We start from the raw sequence: 16,671 nt of genomic DNA on the forward strand, positions 1-16,671 counted from the left end.
GGAGCGGAGTGCGGATACTACCTCATCCCGACACGCCGCTCGTCACGCGGGCTCGCTTGCGCGAGCTCGCGCCGCCGGCGATCGGATATCGGTCTCGTCGAGAAAGCGGAGCACATGGCCGGCTCCCCCTTTCGTCCAGACATCGACATGGTCTGCGCCATCGACCACGGCGAGCCGGCGCGGCGCACGCACTCCCGCGTAGAGCTGCGCGAACTGCCGCGGGGGAATGACACCGTCCGCGTTGCCGCCGTAGATCAACACCGGCACGCGTACCGCGCCGATCTTGCGCAGGTTGTCGTAGCGATCGCGCACGAGCCAGCGTACCGGCAGCCGCGGGAAACGGGTAACGGCAACATCGGCGATGCAGGTAAAGGGGGCCTCGAGAACGAGCGCCTCGATCGCGAACTCGGTGGCGAGCTGGACGGCGACGCCCGAACCGAGGGAATAGCCGTGCAGCACGACGCGCGGGGTCTGCCGCAGGGCGAACTCGATCGCCGCTCGACCGTCGGCATAAAGGCCAGCTTCGCGCGGCTTGCCCCCGTTGCCCCCGTAGCCGCGATACTCGGCGAGCAGGACGCCGTAGCCGGCCGCGATCAGATCGTGTGCGATATGCACGCGCTGCGAAAGATCCTCGCCGTTGCCGTGAAAGAGCACGACGACGCGGCCGTCGGTTTGCGCAGGCGGCTTATAGCGAACGCTCAGCGCGAGTCCGTCCTGCGTTTTCAGCGTGACGCGTTCGAGTCGGTCCGCGGCGGGGTTGGGGGCGAGCCCGCGAATCTTTTCGAGTGGATAAATGAGCCGGCCCTGGAGCCAGAGCACAGCTGCCAAGGCGGAACCGACGCCGAGCCCGGCAACGCCGGCAGCCGACAACAGCGCGAGACGCGATGGGCGCTTCATCAATGCGAACCTCCCGATGGGAATTCTCTCGGTCTCCGGCGCGACATCGGTACTCGCGCAGGTGTGCACTCGATGACAAAGAGGGTAGCGCCGGGGGCGAAGCTGCGCAGCACAAATTCACGATGAGCGAGCGGTAGCGCGCCATGCTCGAGACAAAAGTAGCGCTTGGAAGCAGGACGCCGCATCGAACGCTGTGCAATGTTCGGGCCCGGTAGAGGGGGGGGCGGGAAGGCAGGGATCGACTCGCGCCTAGGCGTGCATTGCCGACGAATCGGTACAAACCTTGATCCTGCTCAGACATTCGATCCGGGACTGTGCTTATATCACGCTATGAGGTAAGTGCACGCACGTCACCGTTGCCCTGGCGGATAGGGCCTTTGTGATCTGCGGCTGCACCATGATCGACCACACGCGAGAAGCGGCATACGGAAACCAAGATGAAGATCGGCGAACCGGAGCAACGTATCACTGACCAACGAGCGGCCGGCTGGCCGGTGCTGAGGCTCGGATTCAGGCCTTTCTATCTGGGAGGTACCGCTTTCGGTCTCCTTGCCGTCGGGCTCTGGCTCGCCGGCTTGCATGGCTATCCGGTCGCCGGGCGAGAGCCGACGATGACGGGCGTGATCTGGCATGTTCACGAGATGCTTTTCGGGTTCGTGGCGGCCATCGTCGTCGGCTTTTTGCTGACCGCGGTGCGTGCGTGGACCTCGCGCGAAACGCTGCACGGCATACCGCTCGCGCTTGTTTGGCTGCTCTGGGCCGCGGGACGTATCCTCGTCTGGACCGGGCCGCCGCTCGTAGCCGCCGTCGTGGACTGCGTCTTTTTGCCGCTGGTGGCGTTCGTGCTTGCGCGTGTATTGCTGCGTGCGGGCAACCGGCACAACGTTTTTCTGCCCGTCGCGTTGGGACTGCTCGGGATTTTGAATGTGCTGTTTCAGATGTGGGCCTGGCAGGGACGATTCGATCTCGCGCTCCGTACGGCGTATGCGGCGACCGGGCTCATCATCCTGTTCGTCGCCGTCATTACCGGCCGCGTCGTCCCGATGTTTACGATGAACGCCATTCCCGGGTTCACTGTGCGCCGTTGGAAGTGGATCGACGCGCTCGCCTACCCTGTTCCGCTCGTCGCGCTCGTGCTCGATGCCGTGAATGCGCCGGCCGTCGCGGTCTTCGTCTTCGCACTCGCTGCCGCAGTGATTCACGCCATCCGTATGATCGGTTGGCGCTCCTGGCGCGTCGGAGCGCGCCCGATACTCTGGATCCTGCATGCGGCTTGTCTCTGGATACCGATCGGCTTCGTGCTGCTGGCATGCTCCGCGCTCGGTCGCGCGCCGCATTCGCTCGCGATCCACGCGTTGACGGTGGGCGCGATGGGCGGCGCGATCATCGCAATGGTGACGCGCACCGCGCTCGGTCATACCGGACGGATGCTCGTGGCCAAGCGTCACGAAGTGCTGAGCTATTGGCTGATGATGGCCGCCGCGGCATTGCGCGTCCTTGGACCGCTGGCCGCGCCTGGCGCGACGGGCGTTTGGATCGATGCGGCCGGCGTATGCTGGTGCCTGTCGCTGTTCGTCTATCTGATCAAGTACGGACCGTTTCTCACGGCGCCGCGGGTGGACGGCAAGGCCGGATGATGTCACGCACGTTTTCCCTTTTGCTGAACCCTTGAATGCAGCGTTGCGGATATAGTCGCGCCAAGACCAACAGCATGATATGGAGAACGGCAATGAACGACCTGTGTATCGAACTCGACCATCAGCCCGGCGCCTTGGCGCGCATGGGGGAAGTGCTCGGCGCCAAAGGCCTGAGCGTGGAGGGCGGCGGCGTATGGAGCGTCGACGGACGTGCGACCGCACATTTCCTCTTTGAAGATGGCGCAGCGGCGGCGCATGCGCTGCGGGAGGCCGGCATGGTCGTCCATGCTGTCAATGACGTGCTCGTCCAGCGGCTGAAGCAGGACGTCCCGGGCCAACTGGGCAAGATCGCCCGGCGCATGGCGGATGCCGGCGTCAATATCGAAGCGATGTATAGCGATCACGACCATCGACTGATCCTGGTGGTCGACAACTATGCGGCGGGACGAGAGGTTTCGGAGGCGTGGGAGCGGGAGCGTGCCGAGCATGAGAACAACAAGGGAGGAGGGCACTGATGAGTCAGCACCGATACGCGTTGACGGTGGAATGGACCGGAAACCTCGGCGTGGGTACGCGCAGCTACCAGGCGTACAGCCGGGATCACGTGGTCCATGTTTCGGGTAAGCCGTCGATCGACGGATCGAGCGATCCGGCATTTCGCGGCGACGCCACGCGGCACAACCCCGAGGACCTGTTTGTCGCCAGTTTGAGCGCGTGCCACATGCTCTGGTATTTGCATCTGTGCTCGGCCAACGGGCTTGTCGTCAATCGTTATCGCGACGCTGCATCAGGCACGCTTTCGTTGAAGGCCGACGGTTCCGGCGCATTCTCGAACGTGACACTGGCACCGGAGGTCGTGCTCGCCGCCGGCATCGACGAGCACACGCGGCAACGCGCGATCGAGTTGCACGAAGCGGCACACCACATGTGCTTCCTGGCCAATTCGGTTACGTTCGAGATGGTCGTCGAACCCACGGTCCGTTTCGAAGACGAAGCGGCGGATACGGGTAGCTGAACGGTCCTTCGCGCCCATGGCGGCGTGACAGACGCGGCCTCGCTAGAATTGGCGGCAATCCGGGAGAAAGGAGGATGCGATGACCGCTTCAGGTTTGTCCGTATTCGCGCTGGCGCTGGTCGTGACGGCTGGCTCGCCCGGCCCAAGCGTCGCCGCACTCGTCGCGCGCGTGCTGACCAACGGCGTGCGCGACGTGCTGCCGTTTCTCGTGGCGATGTGGTTCGGTGAAGCGTTGTGGCTGACGTGTGCCGTGACGGGACTCGCGGTGCTCGCGCGCACGTTCGAGGCAGTCTTTGTCGTCATCAAATTTGCCGGCGTCGCCTATCTGCTGTTTCTCGCCTGGAAAATGTGGTCTGCGCCGGCGCAGGTTCGTGACGATGCATTGCCGAGCGCCAGGTCGCCCGTTCGCATGTTCACTGCCGGCCTGACGGTCACCCTCGGCAATCCGAAGATCATGATTTTCTATCTGGCGCTGTTGCCGACGATCGTCGATCTATCTCGCGTGAGCCTGCATGCATGGTTCGAACTCGTGGCGACGATGCTCGTCGTGCTCGCGAGCACCGATTCCTTCTGGGTCCTCGTCGCGGCCCGTGCGCGCAAGCTGTTGACGAGCCGGCGCGCCGTGAAGATCTCGAATCGCGCGAGCGCGACCATGATGGCCGGCGCTGCCGTCGTGATTGCGACACGCTGATTCTCGTAGTTCGCGCAAGTTTCCGTAGTTCACCGTTACGCCCCGGCTAAACGAACATCGCGCGTTGCGCGCGTTGATACTCGAGTTTGCGTCGCTCGACGCATTGGCAGCCGATGCGGCGAGCTGCAGGATTCCGTAGTCGCTCTTGCGGCGATCCATCTGCTGGCGTACGCATGCAGGCCTTATCCGATAAGCCTCATGGCGCTTTCGCCCGGGCGTTCAGGCGAAAGTGGAGTCTACGAAATCTAGCGCCGATCTGCCTCCGTTCCCGCGCTAACCTGAAGCTATGCAGTTTCGGTGACCGATCTTCGAGGGAGACGTTGACGTCATGGATGAAATCGAACGCGAGCTGGCCAAGCTGATCACCGAGGGACTCGATCTGGACATCGACCCGCAGAGCATCGACCCCGCGACGCCCATTTTCGGCGAGGGTCTCGGTCTCGATTCGATCGATGCACTCGAGCTTGGTCTGCTGTTGTCGTCGACCTATCGGATCACCATCACGCCGGGCGACCAGAAGAACCACGAGATATTCCGCTCGCTGAGGGCGCTCGGCCGTCATGTCGAGCAGCATCGGGCCGCACAGACTCATTGATGCCAGCCGTCACGAGGGTAGAAGGCTCCACGATGACGGTGACGGGAGGGGCGAGATGCGTGATTCGCGATACCGTGGGTGCCAGCCATGCGGCGATACCCGGCCATTTTCCCGGCCATCCGGTCGTGCCGGCCGTCGTCCTGCTCGAGCGCGTCAGCCGTGCCGTCGCGCAATCGTATGCCGGCGCCGCGATTACGCGCATCGAGCACGTGAAATTCATGGAGGTACTGCGCCCCGGCGAACCGTTCGAGATCGTGCTCTCGATCGATGACGACGTCGTCTCTTTTCAATGCGTGAAGGACGCCGGTTCGCTTTTCGCGGCCGGCAGGCTCCGCGCGGAGGTCAATGCAGCATGACGAACGCATCGGCGCCGATCGCGCCGCTTTACGTGAACGCCTATACCCTGACCAGTGCGCTCGGTGCAGGCAACGAGGCTGCGTTGGCCGCGTTGCGCTCGGGTCGGGGCGGGCTGCGCGAACTCGAGTTGCGCACCGGCCGCAAGACATGGCTCGGTCTCGTGGATGACGAGGCCATCGGCGGTTCGCTCCGTGGCGAGTTTGCGGGCTTCGATTGCCGCGCGCATCGCATGCTTGGCCGGGGCGTCGAGCGCGACGGCTTTCCGCTCGCCGTGGCCGGTGCCCGCGAGCGGTATGGCGCCGAGCGTGTCGGATGTTTCGTCGGTACGATCGCGTCGGGACTGGCACATCTCGAAGCGTGCTATGTCCGTCATGCCCCGAGCACCGACGATCTCGGTTCGGATGTCCGCGTGCGTCATACCGCGCACCTTTTCTCGGCAACGGAATACGTCATGCGTGTGCTTGGTCTCGACGGGCCGTCGGCCACGATCTCGACGGCATGCTCGTCGAGCGCCAAGGTGTTCGCTACCGCATACCGTCATATCGCGGCGGGTCTGTGCGATGCGGCGGTCGTGGCAGGCATCGATTGCGCGAACGAAGGATTCATTTACGGTTTTCACTCCTTGGGCTTGCTGTCGGCGCAACCGTGCCGGCCGTGGGACCGCAATCGCGACGGTATCAGCATCGGCGAAGCAGCCGGCTTCGCCTTGCTCGAACGCGCGCCGCGCGGCCATGGCGCCGTGGCGTTGACGGGCTTCGGGGAGAGTAGCGACGCCTACCATATGACCGCGCCACACCCGGAAGGCGAAGGCGCGCGCGTCGCGATCGAGCAGGCGTTGCGCCGCGCCGGTCTCGCTGCGGCCGACATCGACTACGTCAATCTTCACGGCAGCGGAACGCCCTCGAACGATCGGTCCGAAGATGCCGCGATCGCCTCGGTGTTCGGCGGCGCATGCGCTAGCAGTTCGACCAAGGGCTGGACCGGTCATACCCAGGGGGCTGCCGGTATCACCGAAGCGGTGCTGTCGTTTCTGTGCATGCGCGCGAACCTCGTTCCATCGACATTGAACACGACCGATCCCGATCCGGACCTGCGAACAGACGTCGCGCTCGAGAACCAGGAGAGGCCGTTGCGCCGCGTGCTCAGCAATTCATTCGGCTTCGGCGGCAACAACTGCGCGCTCATTTTCGAGGCGGTCCAATGAAGACACTCTTCGTCGAAGCGCTCGAGGTACTGGGCCCCGGACTGTCCGGCTGGGACGAGGCTGCCGCCACGCTGCGGGGCGAGAAGCGCTATGCCCCGTGCGAATTCGAGGCCGGCGAACCGGAAATGCTGGCGCCGAACGAAAGGCGGCGCGCGACAGCCGCGATTCGTCTTGCGTTGCGTGTCACCGAACAACTCGCGAAGCGCTCGTCGCTCGATCTGGCCGCGCTGCCTTCGGTGTTCGCGTCTTCAGCGGGCGATCTTCACGTGACCGATCGCGTTTGCGTTGCGCTGGGTCGACCGGGAGTACCTGTGTCTCCGTTCCATTTCCACAACATCGTGCACAACGCGAGCGCCGGCTATTGGTCTATCGGTGCGCACGCGTGCGGCGGCTCGACGAGCCTCAGCGCGGGCGAGACAACGTTTGTCGCGGGTCTGCTCGAGGCCGGCTGCCTGGTACTGACCGAGCGTGCACCCGTGCTCTTCGTCTGCTACGAGCAGCCGGCGCCTGCGCCGATCGGAGCGCATCTGCCCATCGTCGCACCGTTCGCGGCGGCGATGACGATTCATCGCGAGCGCGCCGGCCCCGATTGTTTCGCGATGCATATCGAGCATGTCGCGAGGCGGGACGTTACGGCTATGGCGGACGACGCGCTCGAACGCTTGCGCAGCGGTAATGCAGCCGCTCGCGCATTGCCGCTGCTCGCCCGGCTCGCATGCCGCAGCGACGAGCGCGTCTTTCTCGCAACGGCGCCGGAAGGCGCGCGAACGAGCGTGGCCATTCATGTCGAACCGGCTTGACGGTCCAGACATCTATCGCCGGATTCCCCATGCGGGAGCCATGTGCCTGCTGGCGGCCGTTCGGGAGTGGGATGCGAGCGGAATTGTCTGCACGGCGCATTCGCATGCGCAGGCCGACCACCCGCTGCGCGAAGACGGTCGATTGAGCAGCATGCATGCGATCGAGTATGCGGCGCAGGCCGCGGCGCTTCACGCGAGTCTCACCGGCGAGACCGGCGAGACCGTCGGGACCGGCGAGGCTCGCGCGCTGCGGCGCGCGTACATTGCTGCGCTGCATGCAGTCGAGCTCTGTTCACACTCGCTCGACCACGATGAAATGATTCGGAGTCCTCTGGAGATTCGAGCGCAATTGACTGCGGCGGGCGCGACAGCCGCGCGCTATGGGTTTTCCGTGGTGTGCGGCGCAGTCTGTATCGCTCGCGGCACGATGACCGTTGCGATGCCAGAGTGAATTTTTTCGATGGAGCGCAAACGATGGCATTTCAGATCGACGACCTCAGTAACCAGCTCGGCTATTTCCGCCTGCTCGAGACATCGGAAAAAGCGCGCTGGATCTTCCGCGACCAGCGGTGGGACGAGATCGACGAGAGCAAGGTGAGCGCCGAGCTGATCGAGGATGTAAAGATCGCGGCCTATGCCGAGCTGACGACGTTCTCCGCGACGGAAGCATTCATGAAGCTGCTGCACGACGATGTCGACTTCACTCAATGGCTTTCCGTGTGGTTCTTCGAAGAGACCAAGCATCCGCTCGCGCTGATTCGCTGGCTCGGCAAACTCGGCGTGCCGACCGCGCAGGATTTCATCCATCGCGGCAGGAAGATCGAGCCGATGACCCACTCGCGCGTGGAAATGCTGACATCCAATATCTGCTCCGAGATCGCGGCCAACACCGCATACAACCAGTTCGCGAAGACCGTGGAAGAGCCGGTGCTCGTCGAAATCGTGAAGCACCTTGCGCGCGACGAAATGCGGCATTCGGTCGGCTTCGAACACTACTGTCGGCAAGCGATCGAGCGATCCGACGACCCCGAGCGGGACCGCCTCGTCGCACTGCGCACGGCATGGTTCCTCTTGCAGCCGGCAAGCGACGGCGTCACGCAGCACCCCGTGTTCCTGACATTGCTCAAGATGAAATGTCTCGACATGAAGGAAGTGGAGCGGCGCTACCGCGAACATATCGTGAGCCGGATCGCGAAGATGCTCGATCTCGAGATCCCGGGCGTCGACGCGTTCTATGAGGTCTACGCGGGCATGAAAAAGCGCTACCGCGCCGCACGGCGTTCCGCGCATGTTGCGTGAGGCGACGCACCGCGCGCTCGCCGATATCGCGGGTTACGGCGCGAACGGCGTGTTCGTCCCACTCGACGACGAGCGGGAGGCCACCGATCTGCCTGTGCGCGGCGTCATTCCGCCTGAGCTGGACGGCTTGTATCTGCGCAACAGCTTCAATTCGCATCCGTCTCGCCGTACACCGCAGCCGCACGTGTTTCTCGAAGATGGCATGGTGCACGGTGTGAGGATCGCGCAAGGCCGTGCCCTCTGGTATCGCAATCGCTGGGTATCGACCGATGGCCTTGCGCAGGTAGCGAACCGCGCGCCACCGGGCGGTCCCGCCGATCGTCGCTGGAGCTTCGGGAACGCGGCCAATGTCAGCGTCGTCGCGCATGCGGGGCGATTGCTGGCACTGGGCGAGACAGGGCTGCCCTATGAGCTGAACGAACAATTGGAGACAGTGGGGCGCTGCGATTTCGGCGGCGGCCTGGCTCGTAGCATGACCGCACATCCCAAGCGCGATCCCGCCACCGGCGCCTTGCACGGCTTCGGCTATTGGCCACGGCGTCCCTACGTGACCTATTTTCGCGTGGACCCCGATGGACGAATGGCGCGCGCCGAACCGGTCGATGTCGCGGGCGCCACGGTCATGCACGATTTCGCCGTTTCCGAGCGCTTCGCAGTTTTCATCGACCAGCCTTTATTGTTCGAGAGGCCACCGCGCCCAGGAGGCGGATTGCCGTTTCGCTGGGCACCCGAGTACGGTTCGCGTCTCGGCTTGCTCGATTTGCACCGTGAAGGCGTGCCGGTGAGGTGGTTTGCGATCGATACCTGCTTTATCTCGCATGTGCTCAATGCATTCGACGACGGCGCGCAAGTCGTGCTGCGCGCGGTTGTCAGTCACCCTTACTACCTGACCGGTATGCCGCGGCCGCACGCGGCTTCGTTATCGATGCATGAGTGGCGGATCGACACATTGACGGGGCGCGTCTCGAGCACCTGCATCGCCGATTCGCCGGGCGAGTTTCCGCGGTTCGACGACCGGTTGACGGGCCGCGCGCATCGATACGGCTATTCGACGGAGATTGTGCTTCGTCACGGTTGGCTCGCCTGTGGCGGCCTTTTCAAATACGACTTCGCGAAGGGCGCCGTCGAACATCGTCGCTTCAGCGAGTATGAAGCGGCGTCCGAGGCGCAGTTCGTGCCGGCGAGCGAGGACAGCGCGGAAGACGAAGGCTGGGTGTTGTGTCTCGTCTATGACGCGCGCGTCGATCGCAGCCGGCTGGTCGTGCTCGATGCTCAGCGGTTCTCCGGCGAGGAAGTGGCGTCGATCGAGCTGCCGCAGCGCGTGCCGTATGGCGCGCATGGAACATGGGTCGAACGGCAGGCGCTCGAGCGCGCCACGTCGCCATGCCGGTGATTTCGGTGACGCGCTTGCATGTGCGCGCCTGGCGGCACATCCCATCCGTGCTGGCCGCGACGATGGCCGCCGCCTGGCAGGCGCGCGCGGCACCTGGCAACCTCGCGGTATCGGTGCTCAGCGCGAGTTGCGATACCTATTGGACGCGAACCGTGTGGCAGGACGAGCCCGCCATGATGGCCTACGTGCGTGCGGGGGTCCATCGCCGGATCATGCGGCATCTGCTGAGATGGTGCGACGAAAGCTCGGTCGTTCATTGGCACGACAGCGTGGCGCGGCTGCCGGCCTGGGACGAGGCCCATCGGCGCTTGAGCGACGAAGGACGTCATTTTCCGCCGCCCGGGGCGGGGTTGCCGCCCGCGTTTGCGTTGCCGCGCCGTAGATTTTGGCGCGAGCTTCGCATCAGGTAGCCCGCGCCGTTTTTGCCTCGAAAGGGTCCTGGTCGAGAACGCTTGCCCATAGCGCGGACCAGGTCGGCCAATCGTGGGTGCCGGCAATGTCGATGCTGCGTTGCGCCGGCAACAGCGCTTGCAGCAGCGTGCTGCCCAGCGCGAAAGGATCGCTGCGTCCATAACCGAGATGCACGCGCAGGCCGCTCGACGCGTCCCGTACTTCACGGCGTAGCCAGTCGAGCACGCGCCACTCCATATCGCCCGGCTCGTTCGCTTCGGGGCGCCATGCGTCGAGCCCGCCCGCTTTGGCGATCTGCACGAGCATCCGCCGACTGGCGAGATAGGGGGCGAGCAGGACGATGCCGTCCGTGCTGCCAGGGTGCGCACGGCAATACATCAGGGCGCCCATGGCGCCGAGCGAGGTGCCGACGAACCAGAGCCGTTCGATGTCGCGCCGATGAGCGATCCGATCGATCTCGCCGTGCAATCGGGGCAGTAGTGAGCCATCGGCATAGGCTGGGAAATCGACGTCGATACCGAGCGCATCGACGGGCAGTCGGCGCTCACGCAGCGCCTGCACGATCCCGTTGGAAAAAAAGGAAGCGGCGCGGTCGTTGACGCCAGGGAGCATGACGAGCAAGACCCGCCCGGCTGCCGCATCGGGCGACGGATCGAACAGAGCGTTGATTGACATGCGATGGTCCGTTCTCGCAGAGGGACGGAAAAGCAGTACTCATTATGGGACAACTTTGGGGTTGCGCATTCGTCCCGATGGTCGAATTTTCGTAGGAGTGGCAAACCATGTTGCATATCGGCTTACTGTTTCGCCGAGAGGACAGGCGGGCGAGGCGATGAGCAATCGTATTTCACAGCACGATCCTGACGAAGCGAGGCATTCACCGTGCGCCGTCGAGCGTCAGTGCGGCAACCAGGCGAATTTGCCACGACCGACGGCTGCGCCTGCCGGCAGCGCTGCGCTGCGCGGACTCCCCCCGCGTTTGCCGACGAGGCGCATGCATGTCGATATCGAGGGAACGTACGGCGCATTGCGCGATCGGGCGCGCGAAGTCATCGGTCCCGACGCATTCGACAAAACCGCATTCGCAGCGCACCTGCGTGGCGCGAGGACAGGGAGGCTCGATTTATCGGGCGGGCTCGAAAATCGCCTGCATGAAGCGGATCATTGGACGTTGATGCATGTGGATCCACTGGCCGGCGGCCCGTTGAAGCTGATCGGTCACGGCACCGATCATGCCGTCTACCGCGATCCGAGCCGGCCGGGCCAAGTGACGAAAATCAGTGTCGAGACGCTCGGACGTCTGATCAGGTGGCTCATGCTGTTCGGTCGCGGCGAGGATCTGAGAACGCCGCAAGCCATTCGTGCCGCCGGGCAGAGACTGGCTCGCATGGAGATCGGGCGCGACGGGCGGCTGCGCGCGGAATTTCCCGCACGAGCCGTGCCGCGTCAGTCCATCGGGATCGACGAAATCTCTGTGCGTGCCGAAGTGGCGCAATTCCTGTTGCAGGGCGGCTTGCTCGTCGATCCGCATCGATCGATTCCCAAGCTCAACCCCAATGCGATCTACCGGCTGCCTGCGCTCGTGAGGCATCAGGATTTTCTGCCGCAGCTATCGGATTCCGACACGATGCACTTCAGCCTCAGTCTGCATTACGTCGAGCAATTCGACGAGCGGCCGCCCGACGACCGCTATGCCGATATCAACGACAGTTTGGTGCTGAATCGTCCCGGCACATTCAATGAAGACCATTTCGATTATTGCTTCGCGGGGACGAAGCTGAGCGAACTGTACGACGCCAGCAAGACCGATAGGAGATTGCGCGAGAGCATTCGCGATTTCCTGCCGCACGGTATCGACTTCATGAACAAGACGCGGGAGGTGATCGACATCGCAGGCGACGGCAACGTCATCTTCAACGCAGGAGAGTACTACCTTCCCGACGGGCTGGTTTCCCCCAACTTCGAAGGCGCGCTTGGCTTGTCGGGCAATACGCTGCGCCGGCTCAAGCAGGGCAGGCAAATCGCGGGCAGCGAGGCATGGATGCTGACCTTCACGCTCAGCATCGTGCGGGCCATGAACGCGATGGCGCAAGCGCTAGGCATCGACAAGCGGGTTCACTTGTTGCGCCCTGACGAAGAGTCCGAACCCATCGACTGGGCGAGCGTGCTGCCGGAGTTACGCGACAAGCGGACGGTGGGCATGCGGCATTCGCTCGAGCGCGAACCGCTGCTGATGCCGATCGAATCGTTCCCCTGGGGCGTCAATACGCAGGGCCTCGCCGCTTGATCACTGAACGCGCCACCAGCGTGGCAAGAGCCGCCGCACCTCCGGGCGGCGATACCGATCGTCGATCAAATGAAGTACGCCGACATCCTGTTCGGTGCGCACGACACGGCCAGCGGCCTGGACGACTTTTTGCAGGCCCGGAAAGAGGTATGCATAGTCGTACCCATTGCCGAACTTGGCTTGCATCGCCAGGCGCATTTGCTCGTTGACGTCGTTGACCTGGGGCAGCCCGAGCGTGGCGATGAACACGCCAATGAGACGATCGCCCACGAGGTCCACGCCCTCGGAAAACGCCCCGCCCAGTACCGCGAGGCCCACGCCGCATTCGCCGCTTCGGAACCGGGCTAAAAACGCGTCCCGTTGCGATTCGCTCATTCCGGGAGATTGCATCCAGAGCGGCAGACCAGGATGTTGCGCGCGCAACAACGCCCCGACACGCTCGAGATAGTCGAAGCTGCTCACGAAGCCCAGATAGTTGCCTGGCAATGTTTCGTATTGTTTGGCAATGAGTTCGACTATCGGTGCAAGCGATCTTTCCCGGTCGCGCCATCGGGTCGAGACCTGCGCGCATACGCGCACGGTCAATTGCTCGGGCCGGAACGGCCCCTCGACATCGAGCACGCGCGTTGCGTCGGGCAGCCCCAACGTGTCGCGATAGAAATGCGTCGGGCTCAGCGTGCCGGAAAACATCACCGTCGCGTGCGCGGCGGCGTGGCGTTGCGCTAAAAACGCGGCAGGTACGACGTTGCGCACGCACAGCGTCGACGTCGTTCCTGCACGCCGCCCTGAGGCGTGCGGCTCGCTCGAGAACGTGCTGTCGAAGATCGAATGGTCGTCGAACTGTTCGGCCAGCGTCACGAAATGCAGCACGTCGAAGAAAAATCGCCGCACTGCGTCGTCGATCGCGGACGCATCCTCGGCAAGCTGATCGGTCACTGCGCCAATGAGGTTTTGCGCTGCAAACACCAGCTTGGGCGGAATCTCGGCATGAACCGTATAGCGCTGCTCTTGCGTGCGATCGAGCGCGTTCCATTCGCGTTGGAGTCGCTGAAGCGGCTTTTTCAGGCTGTCCGGTGCCGCCTTCAATGCGGCGCGCAGCGCCGGCCGCTCGAGTGAGGCCGTGTACATCTTGCGGCCGCGCTCGAGCAGGTTGTGCGCTTCGTCGACGAGTACGGCCACGCGCCATTCCTGGGCGCGGGTGAGCGCATAAAGCAGTGCGCTGCTGTCGTAGTAGTAGTTGTAGTCGCCCACGACGATGTCGACCCATCGCGCAAGCTCCTGCGCGAGGTAATACGGGCACACGTCGTGAGTCAGTGCGACCTCGCGCACGCTCTGGCGGTCCAGCCTGCGCTCGGTCAGCGCGGCCTCGCGTGCCGCCGGCAGGCGATCGTAGAATCCGCGCGCAAGCGGACAGGACTCGCCGTGGCAGGCTTTGTCGGGATGCTCGCACGCTTTGTCGCGCGCGACGAGCTCGAGCGTGCGCAGCGGTAACGTTTCGACGCCGGTATTCGAGCGCAACGCATCGATCGCGTCCAATGCCAGTGCGCGACCCGGCGTTTTCGCCGTCAAAAAGAACAGGCGATCGACATGCTGTTCGGCGCAGGCCTTCAGCACAGGAAAAATCGTCGCCAGTGTCTTGCCGATGCCGGTCGGTGCCTGAGCCATCAGAACCGCGCCATCGCGCGCCGCGCGATAGACGGCGACGGCCAGCTCGCGCTGCCCGCTCCGAAAGGTGCCGTGGGGAAATTGAAGCGCGCGCAGCGCCGCGTCGCGGGCCGTGCGATGCGCGTGCTCCTGTGCCGCCCACTGCATGAAGCGTTCGCACTGCTCGTTGAAAAATGCCTCGAGCGACGAGGCGTCATGCGTCTCGGTCAGCACCGTCTCCTTCTGGCTGCCGATGTCGAAATAGACGAGGGCGACCTCGATCCGCTCGAGCCCGCGGGCCTGACAGAGCAGATGGCCGTATAGGCGCGCCTGAGCCCAGTGGAGTGCGCGATGATTGCCAGGCATGGCATCGAGCTCGCCCCGGTAGGTCTTTACTTCCTCGAGCCGATTGAGCGAGGCATCGTATCCGTCGGCTCGCCCGCGCACGGTCAGCTCGCCATGGGCGCCGACGAGCGCGATTTCGGCTTCGTAGCCGGCGCCGCGCCGTTTGGCAACGACGGCATGCCCTTCGATGCCTTCGAGCGCGCTCGGTGCCGGCGTGAAGCGCAAATCGAGGTCGCCGCATTTCGCGGTGAACTCGCACAGCGCTCGAACGGCGACCACGAAGCTCACGGGGTGACTCCGGCGCCCGGTGTCGTGACGCCGGCCACGGCGCGGTCTGAGCCATCGATACCGCACTCGTCATCGACCTCGGGCTCGACTTCGCCCTCCCAGCGCACGTCGAGCACGCGCGCCGGCATGCCATGTTGCGCGCAATAGGCGAGCCACCGGATCTGGTTGTCCTGCAGGCGGTCGCCGGGGCCCTTGACTTCGATCAACTCGTAGCGCCGGTCGGTGGGCCAGAACCGAATGAGATCGGGAAGGCCCGACCGATTCGCTCGAATATCGCTGACAAGCCGTGCGAACCAGAGCTTCAAATGCCTGGCAGGCAGACAGTCGAGTGCCAGCGTCATCAGTGAGCTCGTCAGTGCGCCCCAAAAGACGAAGGGCGATTGCATACCGGCTTTGTGCTCGTAGTGGCGCCAAATGGTGTCGTGATAGGCGCCGCTATCGAGTTGCGCGAAGCAGCGTGCGAACGTTTCGGCGCGGCGAGCCAGGAAGTCGGGTGCGTGAAGATCGGCGGGCCCGCGCTGGAATGGGTGAAAGAACGAGCCCGGCACGGGTTCGAACACGGCTTCCCAGCACAGTAGCCCGAACAGTGAATTGATCAATGTGTTCTCGACATAGAACACGGGCGCCTGCGGCGCATCGAGATGATCTTGTACGACATATTCGACCGCGACGGGCACGGCCGGGCGCATCAGCGTGAGCGTCGAGCGTGCGAAACCGGCCGGCTCGGCCGCACGCTGGACGGGCTGCCCGAGCCGGCGTGCAAGGCGTGGCATCATGCGTGCGGCGCGCTGGTACTCCGCCTCGTTTTCGGGCGCCTCGAGCGCGCGCGTGACGAGCGCGAACGCATCGCCGAAGCGTGCGCAACGTTCGAGTACACGCATGCGCCGGTGACGGGCTTCGGGCCATTGGCTGCGCTCGTAGACTTCGAGCGCGAATTCCCAATCCCGCAGTTGTTCGGCGCGATAGCCGATTCCATAGAACAGTTTGGCGCGCCGCATTTCAAGCCAGGCGTTCTCGATCGGCATGGCAAGCACCGCGCCGAACAGCTCGCGCAGTGCCGCGATCCCGTCGCCCCCGTCGATGCCGTCGAGCGCTTCGCGGCATGCCTGCAGCGCGAGGTAGGCGTCGACATCCGAGCGACGTTGAAATGCACGGGCGGAAGGTTCGAACGACACGGCCTCGTATCGATAGACGCCAAGGTCCGCCAACACGAACTCCGACCAGCTCTGATGCAGATTGCCAAAAAACATGAGCCTCACCCGATCGCAAACGGGCGTGATTTCGAGTTCGAACACCTGTTCGTCGCTCGTGGCGTCCCATGCTCGATAGGGGCGCGTCTGGGCGCCATACTCTTCGCGCAACAGCTCGCGCAATTCCGACTTGCTGCATCGGCGTAACGCAACGGCTTCGGAAAAAATCCGCTCCAGCTCCGGGCGGGTCGCGAGCGCGAAGAGATCGTCGATCGAAAGGTGCGGCTCGGGATCGATCCAGCCCAGTGCGATCAGCGGCGCGGCCGCGGCCAGCGGGCAGCCGATCTCCGCGTAATTCAGCTTGCTCGTGCGAAAGCGCGGGCCGTTGCGCATCAGCATGCGAACGAGCAAGGCACGCGAGGCGAGGGGCAAGCGAGCGAATGCGGACGCGAATTCGCGCTCGATGGCGTCGAGCAGATCGTCGTAGCGTTCCGATACCCACGCGAGCGCACGCTCGAAGTTCAGCAGGTAGTAGAGGGGCGATGGGGAAGAGGGGGAGGGCTCCACGGCATTGCGATCGACCTGTATATCCATACAGGATAATAGCAGAGTCGCTCC

The 16,671-nt window shown here is 64.1% G+C and carries 17 protein-coding genes; 13 read left to right on the forward strand and 4 right to left on the reverse strand.

Features of this window, described 5'->3' with window-relative positions:
* Positions 1–42: 42 nt before the first annotated feature.
* Positions 43–897 (reverse strand): alpha/beta hydrolase, encoded by an 855-nt coding sequence (locus ACO1XS_RS22525; RefSeq protein WP_331572232.1) that lies wholly within the window; start codon positions 895–897, stop codon positions 43–45.
* A 437-nt stretch (positions 898–1,334) separates the two neighbouring features.
* Here ACO1XS_RS22525 and ACO1XS_RS22530 point away from each other — a divergent pair, with 437 nt between their 5' ends.
* The 12 genes from ACO1XS_RS22530 (at position 1,335) to ACO1XS_RS22585 (ending at position 10,298) form a co-directional block, all read left to right on the forward strand.
* The gene (locus ACO1XS_RS22530; protein ID WP_331572234.1) at positions 1,335–2,534 is read left to right on the forward strand and encodes an NnrS family protein; all 1,200 of its coding nucleotides are present in this window, start codon (positions 1,335–1,337) and stop codon (positions 2,532–2,534) included.
* A gap of 92 nt (positions 2,535–2,626) precedes the next feature.
* Positions 2,627–3,049 (forward strand): amino acid-binding protein, encoded by a 423-nt coding sequence (locus ACO1XS_RS22535; RefSeq protein ID WP_331572236.1) that lies wholly within the window; start codon positions 2,627–2,629, stop codon positions 3,047–3,049.
* Positions 3,046–3,549, forward strand: coding sequence for an OsmC family protein (locus ACO1XS_RS22540; RefSeq protein ID WP_331572331.1), 504 nt, complete (start codon positions 3,046–3,048; stop codon positions 3,547–3,549). The genes ACO1XS_RS22535 and ACO1XS_RS22540 overlap by 4 nt, the downstream gene beginning before the upstream one ends.
* Before the next feature lie 79 nt (positions 3,550–3,628).
* Positions 3,629–4,240 carry a LysE family translocator gene (locus ACO1XS_RS22545; RefSeq protein WP_331572238.1) on the forward strand — a complete coding sequence of 204 codons (612 nt, stop codon included), beginning with the start codon at positions 3,629–3,631 and terminating at the stop codon, positions 4,238–4,240.
* A gap of 328 nt (positions 4,241–4,568) precedes the next feature.
* Complete coding sequence (locus ACO1XS_RS22550) at positions 4,569–4,835, forward strand: phosphopantetheine-binding protein (protein WP_331572240.1); 267 nt, start codon at positions 4,569–4,571, stop codon at positions 4,833–4,835.
* 32 nt (positions 4,836–4,867) lie between these two features.
* Positions 4,868–5,191 carry an ApeI family dehydratase gene (locus ACO1XS_RS22555; RefSeq protein ID WP_331572242.1) on the forward strand — a complete coding sequence of 108 codons (324 nt, stop codon included), beginning with the start codon at positions 4,868–4,870 and terminating at the stop codon, positions 5,189–5,191.
* The gene (locus tag ACO1XS_RS22560; protein WP_414720302.1) at positions 5,188–6,396 is read left to right on the forward strand and encodes a beta-ketoacyl-ACP synthase; all 1,209 of its coding nucleotides are present in this window, start codon (positions 5,188–5,190) and stop codon (positions 6,394–6,396) included. Before ACO1XS_RS22555 ends, ACO1XS_RS22560 begins: the two co-directional genes overlap by 4 nt.
* Positions 6,393–7,196 (forward strand): beta-ketoacyl synthase chain length factor, encoded by an 804-nt coding sequence (locus tag ACO1XS_RS22565; RefSeq protein ID WP_331572244.1) that lies wholly within the window; start codon positions 6,393–6,395, stop codon positions 7,194–7,196. The genes ACO1XS_RS22560 and ACO1XS_RS22565 overlap by 4 nt, the downstream gene beginning before the upstream one ends.
* Positions 7,180–7,647: an ApeP family dehydratase gene (locus tag ACO1XS_RS22570; protein ID WP_331572246.1), complete on the forward strand. Its 468-nt coding sequence runs from the start codon at positions 7,180–7,182 to the stop codon at positions 7,645–7,647. The genes ACO1XS_RS22565 and ACO1XS_RS22570 overlap by 17 nt, the downstream gene beginning before the upstream one ends.
* Before the next feature lie 23 nt (positions 7,648–7,670).
* Complete coding sequence (locus ACO1XS_RS22575) at positions 7,671–8,495, forward strand: ferritin-like domain-containing protein (protein WP_331572248.1); 825 nt, start codon at positions 7,671–7,673, stop codon at positions 8,493–8,495.
* Entirely contained in the window at positions 8,485–9,888 is a 1,404-nt protein-coding gene (locus ACO1XS_RS22580) for a carotenoid oxygenase family protein (protein WP_331572250.1), read from the forward strand. Before ACO1XS_RS22575 ends, ACO1XS_RS22580 begins: the two co-directional genes overlap by 11 nt.
* Entirely contained in the window at positions 9,879–10,298 is a 420-nt protein-coding gene (locus tag ACO1XS_RS22585) for a DUF3291 domain-containing protein (protein ID WP_331572252.1), read from the forward strand. Before ACO1XS_RS22580 ends, ACO1XS_RS22585 begins: the two co-directional genes overlap by 10 nt.
* Here ACO1XS_RS22585 and ACO1XS_RS22590 read toward each other — a convergent pair.
* Positions 10,291–10,974, reverse strand: a complete 684-nt coding sequence (locus tag ACO1XS_RS22590; protein WP_331572254.1) for an alpha/beta hydrolase-fold protein — start codon at positions 10,972–10,974, stop codon at positions 10,291–10,293. The two genes, ACO1XS_RS22585 and ACO1XS_RS22590, sit on opposite strands and share 8 nt — an antisense overlap.
* Before the next feature lie 319 nt (positions 10,975–11,293).
* Here ACO1XS_RS22590 and ACO1XS_RS22595 point away from each other — a divergent pair, with 319 nt between their 5' ends.
* Positions 11,294–12,586, forward strand: coding sequence for a hypothetical protein (locus tag ACO1XS_RS22595; protein WP_331572256.1), 1,293 nt, complete (start codon positions 11,294–11,296; stop codon positions 12,584–12,586).
* Here the strand turns inward: ACO1XS_RS22595 and ACO1XS_RS22600 are convergent, their stop codons facing one another.
* Both ACO1XS_RS22600 and ACO1XS_RS22605 read right to left on the reverse strand, forming a co-directional pair.
* Positions 12,587–14,863, reverse strand: coding sequence for an ATP-dependent DNA helicase (locus ACO1XS_RS22600; protein ID WP_331572258.1), 2,277 nt, complete (start codon positions 14,861–14,863; stop codon positions 12,587–12,589).
* Entirely contained in the window at positions 14,860–16,647 is a 1,788-nt protein-coding gene (locus ACO1XS_RS22605; protein WP_331572260.1) for a VRR-NUC domain-containing protein, read from the reverse strand. The genes ACO1XS_RS22600 and ACO1XS_RS22605 overlap by 4 nt, the downstream gene beginning before the upstream one ends.
* Between the last annotated feature and the right edge of the window lie 24 nt (positions 16,648–16,671).

Source organism: Trinickia sp. (assembly GCF_057351765.1).